Raw genomic sequence first — 13,284 nt, 5'->3', positions numbered from 1 at the left:
TTTTACTTTTTAATTTTGATTTTTAACTTAACCCTAAAGCACGTTCTTCCAGTACTTTTTCTGCAATCAACAGATCCAAAGGATGAGTGATCTTGATATTTGTTTCTTCACCCTCGATTAGATGTATTTTGATGCCAAGTTGCTCAACTACACTTGCTTCATCGGTAAAGGCTTCGTGATAATCCTGCTCGAAAGCGGTTTTAATAATATCTGAGTAAAAAGTTTGCGGCGTTTGAATAATGCGCACTTTATTTCTGTCAATAATTTCGTTGCCGTTAAAAGTTTCAATGCGCAGGCTGTCGAAAGGTACAATGGCTGGGATAGCATTGCCACGATCCATCGCACCACGGAAACATCGTTGAATAAGATCGGTGGTAAGAAGGCATCTTACGCCATCGTGTACGAAAATGATGGAATGTTTTTTAACAAGATCAAGTCCGTTTTTTACAGAGTGAAACCTCGTAGCACCGCCGGTTGTAATTTGAACGCGTTTGGGATCAAGTATATCGGCAATAATGGTTTTGCCTGTTTCCACATAGTGTTGCGGCAAAACAAGAATGATCTCGAGATCGTCAAATGATTCCAGGAAAGTGTTCAATGTATACCAGATAACGGGTCGCTCATTGATCTCAAGGAATTGTTTAGGTACGGTTGTTCCCATTCGCAAGCCGGAACCTCCGGCGACTATTACAGCGTATTTCTCCATTTTCAATTAATAATTAACAATTAATAATTAATAGTGCGACCTTCACAAGTAGAAGAAACTTTGTTTATTATCGAATAATAAGAGGGCATATGTTTTGCGGCTATGCTACACCTATTAATTATTCTTTATTAATTATTAATTACTTTCCGCAAATATGATGAAATTTTTTTACAGCGCTATAGCTTTTCCAATACTGGCCATCATTTCGTGCCATAAGGCGCCCGATCAACGGCAGGAGGTTCTTGCCTTGAGGCAAATGGGTAACCTTGCGACGACTGAGTATGTGGTAACCAAAATTGTAAAAGCAAGTGATGATCAGACATGGTACAAACTTGGCGATCGTAAAATATTAATTTCCTGCCAGGCAAATATTAAAGCCGGTGTTGATTTAACCAGGCTGACTGAAAATGATGTAGTGATAGAAGGGAAAAATATCACCATCTATCTACCTCCACCACAAATGCTTTCGCTAAGTATCCCCCCGGAAAAAATAAAAGTGGAGTACAAGGAAGTATCGATTTTAAGAGATGATTTTAATAATGCAGAAAGAGATGCATTGCTTACACAGGCCGAAAATCAAATAAGAAACAGTGTGAAAGAGTTGGGTGTAATGGAAACGACCGAGAAGAATACAACTTTGTTTGTGACGAATTTTTTGAAAAAGCTGGGCTTCGAATCAGTAAACATTTCTTATGGTAAAAGACCGGAAATAAATATTCAACATGATTAAAAGCATTAGAAATATTGTTATCACTGTACTGGCAGTAATAGTGCTTGTTTTTGTTTTGAGGAAACTGGATGTTATCCCTTCCTTTCACGACGTGTTTGCGCCAAAGCCCGTGGTTATTGACAATACACCGATCCTAATAAAAGACATCAAGCAAATAAGCCAGCTATTTACCATAACCGTGTACGATGAAGTGGTGATGGATTCAACAAAGTACACACAGCAAAATGTCATCTCAAAAATATTGCAGTACACCGTACCGGGCACCGTGCCATCAGGTTTTGCAAGAGTAGTGCTGGTAGCAAAAGGAAAAGTAATTACTGGCACGGACTTGCAAAAGATTACAGAAAAAGATGTGTTTGCAGAAAAAGATTCTGTGTCTTTACAAATGCCACAATCTCAAATACTGGATGTGATCGTAAATCCATCTGATGTTAGTACTTTTTCAGAAACCGGAGACTGGCTTCCCGATGAAATAACACAGGTAAAAAGCAGGATCAAAAATAAACTTGTTCAACGCGCCCTCGAGCAGGGTGTGCTTAACAAAGCCAACACACAAGGCATATCCATTATGGAGAATTTTTTGAGAACGCTGGGGTATAAAAAAGTGGTGGTGCGAATGCGGAGTAATTGAATAAACTGAATGGACTGAATAAACTGAGTGCTTGATTTGGAAAGTGATCTCACACTTTGAAACATTCAGTTTATTCAATCATTGCTATTTGTACATCTTCACTTCATACCTGCCATCACTATCTCTCACACCGCGGTACATGCCGGCGCTGTTTAATATCATTGCTGTATTTCCTTGAGCATCCACGCCAATCATGCCTCCTTCACCGTGCATGCTCACTAGTTTTTTATTTACCACCTCGTCCATGGCTTCCTGGAGGCTCAATCCCTTGTATTCCATTAATGCACTTACATCGTAAGCAGCTACTGAACGGATGAACATTTCACCGTGACCCGTGCATGAAATAGCGCAGGTTTTATTATTGGCATAAGTGCCGGCTCCAATTACCGGGCTGTCACCAATGCGACCATATTTTTTGTTGGTCATGCCGCCTGTGCTGGTGGCACCTGCAATGTTGCCGTGCATATCGCAGGCTACGGCACCTACAGTACCAAATTTTCTATCCTTCATCAATTCTTCCAATCGTTGGTGCGTATGATCGAGAGAGTAAGTATCTGAATCGCGAATTGCTTTCCATTGGTCATAGCGGAACTGCGAAAAGAAATAGTCGTCAGCTTCCAGTTTCACGCCTTGTTTGATGGCAAACTCGGTGGTTCCTTTTCCGCTCAGGAAAACGTGATTGCTGTTGCGCATCACTTCCGTGGCCAGTTCTATAGGATTGCGAACGTTTCTTACACCGGTAACAGCACCGGCTGCAAGATTGCTGCCATCCATAATTGCAGCGTCCATTTCCTGAATACCTTTTTTGGTAAATACAGAACCGCGACCGGCATTAAAAAGCAGGTTGTCTTCCAGCAGAACGATTGCTGCTTTGATGGCGTTTACCGCAGATCCACCTTCTTTTAATACTGCAAAACCGGCGTCAAGCGCCTCACTTAATCCTTCTGTATAAGCAAGTTCCAATTCGGGAGTCATGTCTTCCTTCACTATCGTACCGGCGCCACCATGAATAACCAATGAGTATTTCGACATATTTTAGATGAGATATAAATATTTGGTTAAATATGCCTGTGAAATTAAATAATATTTAATCGCAACGCGTCGAAGATTTTGGGAAAAACATTAAATGTGGCGGTGGTGAGGGGCGGGATTTGTTTGAGGTTTTCAAAAGGAAAAAGCGAAGGTTTTGAGTTGTGAGTTTTGAGTAATGGGTTTTGGGCAAGCCTCAGGTTACAAAATAAGCTGGCCCACGTTTAAAATGCTAAACATGGGCCAGCTTATAATTTATATTGAAAACCGTACTTGAAACTAATTACTCAAAACTCATAACTACCCTAACAGCAGCTTACATTCTGTCAGCAATCTTCCTTTATTAATCGCCTGCGTGCCTACCTCCTCGCATACGAGACCGCCAGCGATGTTAGCAACTTCCGCCATTAAGTGTTGGTCCTTTGTAATGGCGTAGAGTAAAGATGCTACGGCGATCACTGTGTCTCCCGCACCGGAAACGTCTGCAATATTTCTTATGTGAGATGGAATAATAGCACCTTTTTCGCTGTTTTGGTAAAAAACGCCTTTCTCTGAAAGCGTGATAAATGAAATCTCGTGGTTGAGTTTTTCGCAAAGCGCAACGTGTACTTTCTGCATCGACTCAAGATTTACTTTTTCGATGGAAATATTCAAACCTTCCTTTACTTCTTTAAGATTTGGTTTGAAAATGTGCACATTTTTATAAGCGAAGAAATTTTTCTTTTTAGGATCAACTGCAGTGATTACGTTGTGCTGCTTGCAGAGCGCAACAACGTCAGTGATCAGTTTTTCTGTCAGTACGCCTTTATTATAATCCTCTAGTATGATAACAGACGGTTTTTCATTCACGATGTATTGCTGCAAATTACTCAATAATGAATCTGCAGTAGAAGCAGGAATGTCTTCTGTTGTTTCAGAATCCAGTCGCATCATTTGCTGGTTGCGGCTCATGATGCGGGTTTTATTGGTCGTCTTGCGTCCTTCGTCTTTCAGTAAGTAAGAAGTGTTGATCTTGTTTTGAGCGAAAAGATCACTCAGCAATTTACCATCTGCATCTTTGCCGATAACAGAAAAAATAGAAACCTGTGCATCCATGGAAACCAGGTTCAGGGCTACGTTGCCGGCGCCTCCAATGCGCAATTCCCGTTTGTCGAGGCTCACCACTGGCACGGGCGCTTCGGGAGAAATGCGCTCCACATGCCCCCACCAGTAAGTATCCAACATCACATCGCCAACAACGCCCACCTTAACATCTTTGAATTGCTGAAAGAGTTTATCAAAATCCATTGTTCTTTATCGGTTTGAAACGCAAATGTAGAGATCAAAGATCAAAAAACCTTAGGCACACAGATGACACTGATTGGACAGATTACACGGAATACTACCTGAGCTCCGTAGAGACGCATTGAGTGCGTCTCTGTTAATACAGCGGGTTTGTGGAACAGAAACAGGTTTATGGTGCAACAGAGACGTATTCAATGCGTCTCTACGGGTGGCCGTTAACATGCGGCCATAAAAAACGCCCTGAAAATTCAGAGCGTCTTTGAAAATATTGAAAGAGAAATTATTTACTCTTATTCGAAATGGCCACATAATAAATTGGGATGCCGATCAAGGCAATCACCAATCCCAGTACTGCATACAGCGGTTTCATGTACAAAAGAAAACCGCAAAAAGTAAGACCCAGAATGATGTAGATAATCGGCAAAACCGGATACCCAAAAGCTTTGTAAGGCCTTTCAGCATCGGGCATTTTTTTCCTTAAAATGAAGATGCCGATAATAGTAAGAATGTAGAAAATAACTACCACAAAACTCACCATGTCCAGCAGGTCACCATAACGACCGCTAAGGCAAAGTACAGATGCCATAATGGCTTGCGCCCAAAGTGCCCATTGAGGTACGTGAAAACGATTCAGTTGACCGGCTTTTTTGAAAAACACGCCGTCATTTGCCATGGTATAATAAACCCTTGCACCGGCGAGGATCAAGCCATTGTTACAGCCAAAAGTTGAAACCATAATAAGAATGGCAATTACAATAGGGCCCGCCGTACTAAATAATTTGCTGGCGGCTGCCACGGCAATCCGATCCTCTTGTGGAAAGGCGATTTCATTAAGAGGAAGAACATTCAGGTACATCAGGTTCATACCGATGTAAATAAGCGTAACGATGAAAGTTCCAAGTGCAAGGCTCAGCCCGATATTGCGTTTTGGATTTTTGATCTCCCCGGCAATAAACGTAACACCTTCCCAGGCCACGCTACTGAAAAGTGAGCCGGTCATGGCTGCTGCAATCGCACCTATAAGGGCAACCCCACCAATTGATTTCCAGCCCGTTGGCACGAGCACACCTTGGGTATTTTTTTCCCCAAGATCTTGTGCGGCCTTCCAGCCTCCGGTAAAGTTCTCATGCCAGAAACTGTGTTTCGCCAAAAGAAAGCCAAAGGCCAAAAGCCCGAACATGGCAATTAGTTTGGAAACGGTAAAAGTCGTTTGAATGAGTTTTCCGTTTTCAACGCCCCTGGAATTGATCCAGGTAAGGAGCAGAATAATGACAATGGCAATTATTTGTGCGGGGTAAATACTAACCGATCCAACGGAAAAGAGGATATTCTCGCTGGTCATATTTAAAGCCGGCCAGAAATAACCGGCATATTTGGCAAAAGCCACCCCCACGGCGGCAATTGTACCGGTTTGAATGACCGCAAAAAAGCTCCAGCCGTAAAGAAAACCTGTTAAAGGATTGTAAGATTCGCGCAGGTAAGTGTACTGGCCACCCGCTTTAGGAAACATGCCGCTCAGCTCGCCGTAGCTCACCGCCGCCACAATGGTCATAAAGCCTGTAATGAGCCATACCATTATGATCCACCAGGCGCTGCCCACGTTACGGGCAATATCTGCGGTAACGATAAAAATTCCTGATCCTATCATAGAGCCCGCCACGATCATCGTAGCGTCCAGCAGGCGAAGTGATGGAATAAAGCCGGTTTTTGTTGTTGTTTCGGTTGCAGTTGTTGTTTCGCTCATAAGGCAGTTTGGTTTTGTATTTTGTCGTAGAGACGGATGATAATCCGTCTCTAGATCTCGTCATTTCGCAATGGTGACGGATAATTATCCGTCTCTACATTCCGTCTTCCCCCAGTTCTCTCTCTATTTCTTCCATCTGTACTATGTCCCAGGCTTCGCTTTCCGTAGGCGTTACGTTCATCATTTCCAGCTTATCCGTATCAAGCAAGAATTGCTCTACATCGGGTTGCAGTTGACAAATAACAAATGAAGCACCATTATCATAATATTGTTGTTGTATATTTAGTAACTCGTCGGCGGCAGGCTCGTCAATTGTCGTTACCTTTTCCATGATTAATACGACATTTTTAACGACATTTTGCAGGTACGGAAGCAATCTTTCAGCCAGTTCTGCTGTCATATTAGCAGCAATACTTTCGTCAAGTAATGTTATGACATGGAATTTTTCCTTGGTATCAATTTTGACCTTCATAATTCGTTCTTTTATATATTGTAATGTTAACGTTAGTTAGTCGAAAATTTTTTTGCACATTCTCTCGTAAATGTTAATAATACCAAGCTCACTACGTTATTATGTTGCAACAGTAAGTCAAATATATTTGTTAATATTGTATCACACACAATTAAATAAAATGGATAATAATTTTTCAGCCCAGGTAAAAGAGATTATTTCGTTTAGCAGGGAAGAGGCTTTACGGCTGGGGAATGATTTTATCGGCACCGAGCACTTGTTGCTTGGCCTGATAAGAGAAGGGGAGAATACGGCCATAAAAATTCTGAAGAGCTTTAATGTTGATCTCTATGAACTGCGAAAGGAAGTGGAAATGGCAGTTAAGGATAAGACAGGCAAGAATATCGCAAACATTAATAGCCTACCACTGACCAAGCAGGCAGAGAAAGTTATAAGAGTAACTGTTTTGGAAGCAAAGGCTTTGAAGAGCCCAACTGTAGAAACAGAGCACCTGATGCTTTCAATTTTAAAGAACAAGGAAAACATTGCTACGCAAATCTTAAATCAATTTGATGTGGATTACGACATTTTTAGAAATGAACTTGGCGTGGTAAGAAGCAATGAAGTTAGGAGTGAATTTTCTGATGAGAACGAAGATGATTTCGATGAGGAGAAAAAATTTGCTCAGCAAAAATCTAAGACCACAGGAAACACAAAAAGTAAAACACCTGTACTAGACAACTTCGGACGTGATATTACACGCCTTGCAGAAACAGGCTCCCTCGACCCTATTGTTGGTCGTGAGGAAGAAATCGAGAGGGTATCACAGATACTTTCCCGCAGAAAGAAAAACAACCCGATACTGATCGGTGAACCGGGAGTTGGTAAAACAGCTATCGTGGAAGGGCTTGCTCTTCGCATCGTTCAGCGTAATGTATCCCGCGTGTTGTTTGACAAAAGAGTTATTTCGCTTGACCTTGCTGCTTTAGTGGCAGGTACAAAATATCGTGGACAGTTTGAAGAAAGAATGAAAGCGATCATGAACGAGTTGGAAAAGAACCGTGATGTGATCCTGTTCATCGATGAGATCCACACGATCGTAGGTGCCGGTGGTGCCAGCGGTTCACTGGATGCTTCAAACATCTTTAAGCCGGCATTGGCACGTGGCGAACTGCAATGCATAGGCGCTTCTACTTTGGATGAGTACAGAATGTACATTGAAAAAGATGGTGCACTTGACCGTCGTTTTCAAAAGGTTATTGTAGAACCACCAAGTGTAGACGAAACCATTCAGATATTAACAAACATTCAAAGCAAATACGAAGATTATCACAACGTTTCTTATTCTCCGGAAGCAATTGAAGCTTGTGTTAAACTAAGTGACCGCTACATGACCGACCGTTTGTTGCCAGATAAAGCAATCGACGTGCTGGATGAAGTGGGTGCTAGAGTGCACTTGAAAAATATCAACGTTCCTCAGGAAATCGTAGATCTTGAAAAGAAGATTGAAGATGTGAAGAACGAGAAAAACAAAGTTGTTAAGAGCCAGAAGTTTGAAGAAGCCGCTTCTTTACGCGACACTGAGAAACGCTTACAGGAAGAGCTTGAAAAAGCGAAAATCAACTGGGAAGAAGAAAGCAAACATAAACGCTACCCGATAGACGAAGATGCTATCGCCGAAGTAGTGAGCATGATGACAGGAATTCCTGTAAAACGCATGGTGCAGGCTGAAACAGAAAAGCTGCGCAACATGAGTAATGATATGCGCGACATGGTGGTTGGTCAGGATGAAGCCATTCAAAAAGTGGTGAAAGCCATTCAACGTAACCGTGTGGGATTGAAAGATCCTAAGAAACCTGTTGGTAGCTTTATTTTCCTTGGTCCTACTGGTGTTGGTAAAACTGAGTTGGCAAGATCATTGGCAAGATATCTCTTCGATAGCGAAGATGCACTGATAAGAATAGACATGAGTGAATACATGGAAAAATTCACCGTGAGCCGTTTAGTAGGTGCGCCTCCGGGCTATGTGGGTTATGAAGAAGGCGGTCAGCTTACTGAAAAAGTAAGACGTAAACCTTACTCTGTAATCTTACTTGACGAGATTGAAAAAGCACACCCGGATATCTACAACATTTTGTTGCAGGTACTGGATGATGGTCAGCTTACTGACGGACTTGGCCGCAAAGTAGATTTCAAAAACTCACTTATCATTATGACATCTAACATTGGTGTTCGCCAATTGAAAGATTTCGGTGAAGGTGTGGGTTTTGCAACTGCTGCAAGAACTGCTAATTCTGAAGAGAACAGCAGAGCGGTAATTGAGAAAGCATTGAAACGTACTTTCTCTCCAGAGTTCCTTAACCGTATTGATGATGTGATCATATTCAATTCTTTGTCAAAAGAAAATATCTTCACCATTATTGATATACTGATGAAAGGTGTGTTGAAACGCCTCAACAATCTTGGTTTTACACTCGAACTGACAGAAGAGGCGAAAAGCTTCCTTGCAGAAAAAGGTTACGATGTGCAGTTTGGTGCAAGACCACTACACAGGGCGATTCAGAAATACCTTGAAGATCCTTTAGCAGAAGAAATACTGAATATGCAAGTGAAGAACGGCGATATTCTGGTAGCAGATTTGGATAAAGAAAACAGCAAGATCAAATTCAGTTTAAAAGAATCAAAAATTTCTTCTGAGAAGTCTCAGGCATAAAAAGAAATAAATTAATAGTCAAGGAGTACAGCATATGTTGTACTCCTTTTTTTATTTTTGCGGGGAGAGGGAGCACGCACCCGCCCCGCTGAAGCCGTTCGGACGGGGATGACGCTGATTAGACTGAGATTGGCACACGGATGACACGGATTGGACGGATGAACACGGATTTTTTTTGTTGATGTTTGATTAGTCTGTTGCTTATGGGAGAGTATGATAAGCTATTATCAGTTCGCTGTGTCGTTGCTTCGCTGCGATAGCCTCGAGAAATGTAAAAAGCCTTTGCGAACTTGTTGTTCCCTTTGCGCCTTTGCGTGAAATCTTTTTGAATTTTTAATTTTGACTAAACCTGATGCATAAGAAAATAATTATAACGATAGACGGGTGGAGCAGTTGCGGGAAAAGCACTCTGGCTAAGCAATTGGCTAAAGAATTAAACTATGTGTATATAGACAGCGGCGCGATGTACAGAGCCATCACATTGTATTTTCTCCGTAATCACGTAGACTGGACCAAACATAAAGCGGTAGAGGAAGCTCTGAGGAAAATTACGCTCGATTTTCGTTATAACGAACATAGCAACCAGTCGGAAATGTACCTGAACGATGAAAACGTTGAATACGTAATTCGCGATCTTGTTGTTGCTGAAAAAGTAAGCGATGTGGCTGCGGTAAAAGAAGTGCGCCAATTTGCTGTTAAGCAACAGCAAATGATGGGGGAGAAAAAGGGCATTGTAATGGATGGAAGAGATATTGGAACTGTTGTTTTCCCTAAAGCCGCTTTGAAAATATTCATGACGGCAGACAATGCAATACGCGTTGAAAGAAGATTTAAAGAACTCTACGATAAAAATCCAAACGTAACTATTGACGAGGTTAAGAATAATCTCGAAATGCGTGACTATATAGATTCTCACCGGGATATAAGCCCACTTAGACAAGCTGAGGATGCCATTGTTCTCGACAATACAAATCTTACGATGAAGCAGCAACTGGAAATTGCGCTGAGGTGGGCGAAGGAGAAGATTGGCTAGAAATTAGGAATTAGGAATTAGGAGTTAGAAATTAGAAAATGTGCAACAGTCTGTATTGCCCTAAGCGTTTAGAGAATTTTTTTAGTGAAACGTAGGTTTTCGGTGCCTAGTGGTAAATATTTGGTAGTATAAATCGTAACCAATGCTACACGGCTACATTCGCTTTGAACTCGGCTGTGGTAATTACTCAATTTTTCTTGATCGGTCAGTATTTTATGAATAAAGCTTAACTTTTTTTAAGCGTTTATTTATATTCGTAACAGATAAGAAAAGTTATGAAACCATTTAGATCCCTCCTTGCCTTCCTGGTTACTACAATTACCCTGTTCGCACTGAGCTCATGTCAGAAAGAAATAAGTTACGACCTGGGTCATGGAGGCAGTGTAGGAACGTCAACCGGAACTTTTACTGCAAGTATCAACGGCGTTGGCTGGGCGGCAGCTGCAGATAAACAAAGCGTTACAATTAAGGATGGGATGATCAACATAACGGGAACAAGCAGCAACGGACAAATGGTTACAATCACTCTCCAGGGAGACACTGTGGGCACATACGACGTTTCTTTTGCAGCTTTGAAAGGATTGCTGACTTACGAACCGGATTATACCAAACCTGCCAATATATATTCGTCCGTTGGGTCCAATGATCCTGCGAGTGCTAATGGCACAGTGACGATAACATCAATTGATGCGGATAAAAAAGTTATCAAAGGAACGTTTCAATCGAAAACATTTAACCCCACTGATGGAACCAGTTACACCTTTACGGAAGGCGCATTTGAATTAACTTATTCAACCTCTCTGCCAACAACTCCGACTACAGGAGATGCTTATTTAAAAGCCACCATCAACGGTACTGCATGGCAGGCAAAATCAATTACTGCACAAATAACGCTTGGCCAAATCTATATCGCCGGAATGGATGCGTCCAAAATATTTGCATTTACCATACCGCCGGACGCAAAAGTGGGCTCATATACTTATGATCCGCTTAACCAGCTTTATACAACAGACTATAGTGAAATAAATGGAACATCCGGAAAAATGTATTCTGCAGAATCCGGTACGCTAAAAATCACGCAGCACGATCCTACCAAGAAAACCATGACGGCTACATTTGAATTTGTGGGAAGAGAAGTGCTGGATGGCGTGGAAACAAGACAAATAACAAAAGGCTCGTTTTTTGTAAAATATCAATAAGCATAAGTAAAAAGATTAAAAGTCAAAATTCAAAAGCGCTGTGTTGCCTTTTAACTTTTGATTTTTACTATATAATAAAAAAGAGCGGCCCTTCGACTGAGGGCCTCTCTTTTTTGATATTTAGTCCGGTTGAAAAACTTGATTAGTTTATTACACCACCTCTTTCTCTTTATAGACTGTAAGCCTCGAAAAATCTACTCCATTAAATATCTTGGCAAGCCCCATATTGTTTGACCTGCTGTATTCTTCAAATTGTGATTTTGGAACAATTCTCCAAAGATTCTTCGATTTAAGATCATCGTAATCCTTGTCTTTTACAAAAAGGCCGTAAATGGCGTCCCTCTTTTTAAAGTCAATTTTTACTTTAGTATCAGCCGATGTTTTAGAATCTATGAACTTTTCAATTTCTTCTGTGTGCATATAGAAGGTGTTTAAATTGTTACTGAATTATGAAAGAGCCTTACGTGTGTTTTCTTTTCTCCTAAAGCTTTTGCCTGGCTTGCTGTATCCAGGTTTTTTGGTTACAACCGGTGTTGCGGACTGCTTTGTTTCAAAAGCTTCAAACGGATGATTTTCCGCAGGAACTTTTAGCCCGATCAATTTATTAATATCGTTCAGGTATGGCCTTTCTTCGCTATCGCAAAATGAAAAAGCTATGCCACTCGTGCCTGCTCTGCCTGTTCGACCAATTCTGTGAACATATGTTTCCGGTACATTGGGTAAATCAAAATTGATCACATGTGAGAGTGCGTCCACGTCAATACCCCTTGCAGCAATATCGGTAGCCACTAACACTTGCAGTTTGCCATTTTTAAAATTGGTTAGAGCATTTTGACGGGCATTTTGTGATTTGTCACCATGAATAGCATCTGCCGCGATATTCATTTTCTTAAGCCCTTTTGCAATTTTATCGGCGCCGTGCTTTGTTCTAGAAAAAACAATGGTACGATCAATTGCTTTTGCCTGCAGCAAATGAACAAGTAATGGTAATTTTTCTGTCCTGTTAACAAAAAACACCGATTGGTCTATTTTTTCGGCTGTTGATGAAACAGGCGCCACTTCAACTTTTATTGGAAAATGCAAAAGCGAATTGGCAAGATGTGCGATTTGAGGAGGCATCGTTGCAGAGAAAAACAACGTTTGCTTTTTTTCAGGTAATTCTTTGATGACTTTTTTTACATCATGTATAAAGCCCATGTCAAGCATGCGGTCCGCTTCATCCAACACAAATATTTGAATATGCTGAAGAGATATGTAACCCTGGTTTATGAGATCGAGTAGCCTTCCGGGTGTGGCGATCAAAATATCTGTACCATTGCGCAGCGCATTTACCTGGTTATGCTGCGAAACTCCTCCAAAAATAACCTGGTGTTTCACACCGGTATTGCGACCATATGACGCAAAGCTCTCATTGATCTGTATAGCCAGTTCTCTTGTGGGAGTAAGAACCAGTGAGCGTATATTTCTATGGGCTTTATGATCAGCGTGCAGACCGTGCAATATTTGTAAGGTGGGAATAGCAAACGCGGCAGTTTTCCCCGTTCCTGTTTGTGCGCAACCCAAAATATCTCTTCTTTCCAGCACTGCCGGGATTGATTGCAATTGTATAGGGGTGGGATTGGTGTAGCCTTCAGTTTGAAGGGCTTTTAAAATAGGTTCTATGATACCTAATTGTTCAAATGTCATTATATCTTTTTAATTTCTAAATAATGCGACCGCATGTTTAAATGATACAGCGGTCAACGTTTAATTGCTCACATTATG

12 protein-coding genes are annotated in these 13,284 nt (G+C 41.3%); 5 read left to right on the top strand and 7 right to left on the bottom strand.

From position 1 onward, the window contains the following. Positions 1-22: 22 nt before the first annotated feature. Complete coding sequence (locus QJ048_RS20280; RefSeq protein ID WP_282336254.1) at positions 23-706, bottom strand: 2-C-methyl-D-erythritol 4-phosphate cytidylyltransferase; 684 nt, start codon at positions 704-706, stop codon at positions 23-25. A gap of 154 nt (positions 707-860) precedes the next feature. Here QJ048_RS20280 and QJ048_RS20275 point away from each other — a divergent pair, with 154 nt between their 5' ends. Both QJ048_RS20275 and QJ048_RS20270 read left to right on the top strand, forming a co-directional pair. Next, the gene (locus QJ048_RS20275) at positions 861-1,436 is read left to right on the top strand and encodes a DUF4230 domain-containing protein (RefSeq protein WP_282336253.1); all 576 of its coding nucleotides are present in this window, start codon (positions 861-863) and stop codon (positions 1,434-1,436) included. Continuing rightward, a complete protein-coding gene (locus QJ048_RS20270; protein WP_282336252.1) occupies positions 1,429-2,067 on the top strand; it encodes a DUF4230 domain-containing protein in 639 nt (212 codons plus the stop codon). The genes QJ048_RS20275 and QJ048_RS20270 overlap by 8 nt, the downstream gene beginning before the upstream one ends. Positions 2,068-2,151: 84 nt before the next feature. On the opposite strand, the gene QJ048_RS20265 is transcribed toward QJ048_RS20270, so the two are convergent. From QJ048_RS20265 to QJ048_RS20250, 4 genes are all read right to left on the bottom strand, one after another. Continuing rightward, entirely contained in the window at positions 2,152-3,099 is a 948-nt protein-coding gene (locus QJ048_RS20265; RefSeq protein ID WP_282336251.1) for an isoaspartyl peptidase/L-asparaginase family protein, read from the bottom strand. Between the two features lie 297 nt (positions 3,100-3,396). Continuing rightward, on the bottom strand, positions 3,397-4,383 hold the full coding sequence (locus tag QJ048_RS20260; RefSeq protein WP_282336250.1) for a bifunctional heptose 7-phosphate kinase/heptose 1-phosphate adenyltransferase: 987 nt from the start codon (positions 4,381-4,383) through the stop codon (positions 3,397-3,399). Positions 4,384-4,660: 277 nt separating this feature from the next. Next, entirely contained in the window at positions 4,661-6,124 is a 1,464-nt protein-coding gene (locus QJ048_RS20255) for an APC family permease (RefSeq protein ID WP_282336249.1), read from the bottom strand. A 94-nt stretch (positions 6,125-6,218) separates the two neighbouring features. Then, positions 6,219-6,596, bottom strand: a complete 378-nt coding sequence (locus tag QJ048_RS20250; protein ID WP_282336248.1) for an STAS domain-containing protein — start codon at positions 6,594-6,596, stop codon at positions 6,219-6,221. A 160-nt stretch (positions 6,597-6,756) separates the two neighbouring features. Between QJ048_RS20250 and QJ048_RS20245 the strand changes: the two genes are divergently transcribed. The 3 genes from QJ048_RS20245 to QJ048_RS20235 all read left to right on the top strand — a co-directional run bounded on the left by QJ048_RS20245 (position 6,757) and on the right by QJ048_RS20235 (position 11,520). After that, entirely contained in the window at positions 6,757-9,288 is a 2,532-nt protein-coding gene (locus QJ048_RS20245) for an ATP-dependent Clp protease ATP-binding subunit (RefSeq protein WP_282336247.1), read from the top strand. A gap of 352 nt (positions 9,289-9,640) precedes the next feature. Continuing rightward, the gene (cmk, locus tag QJ048_RS20240) at positions 9,641-10,321 is read left to right on the top strand and encodes a (d)CMP kinase (RefSeq protein WP_282336246.1); all 681 of its coding nucleotides are present in this window, start codon (positions 9,641-9,643) and stop codon (positions 10,319-10,321) included. A gap of 275 nt (positions 10,322-10,596) precedes the next feature. Then, the gene (locus QJ048_RS20235; RefSeq protein ID WP_282336245.1) at positions 10,597-11,520 is read left to right on the top strand and encodes a DUF6252 domain-containing protein; all 924 of its coding nucleotides are present in this window, start codon (positions 10,597-10,599) and stop codon (positions 11,518-11,520) included. A gap of 150 nt (positions 11,521-11,670) precedes the next feature. Here QJ048_RS20235 and QJ048_RS20230 read toward each other — a convergent pair whose 3' ends face one another. Beyond that, positions 11,671-11,940 carry a short-chain dehydrogenase gene (locus QJ048_RS20230; protein WP_282336244.1) on the bottom strand — a complete coding sequence of 90 codons (270 nt, stop codon included), beginning with the start codon at positions 11,938-11,940 and terminating at the stop codon, positions 11,671-11,673. Positions 11,941-11,967: 27 nt separating this feature from the next. Continuing rightward, positions 11,968-13,206, bottom strand: coding sequence for a DEAD/DEAH box helicase (locus tag QJ048_RS20225; protein ID WP_282336243.1), 1,239 nt, complete (start codon positions 13,204-13,206; stop codon positions 11,968-11,970). Positions 13,207-13,284 lie beyond the last annotated feature (78 nt).

The organism is Pinibacter soli, assembly GCF_029961145.1.
Classification (GTDB): Bacteria; Bacteroidota; Bacteroidia; order Chitinophagales; family Chitinophagaceae; genus Pinibacter; species Pinibacter soli.
The sequence above is the reverse complement of the archived record's forward strand: the minus strand, read 5'-3'. Positions and strand labels throughout refer to the sequence as shown.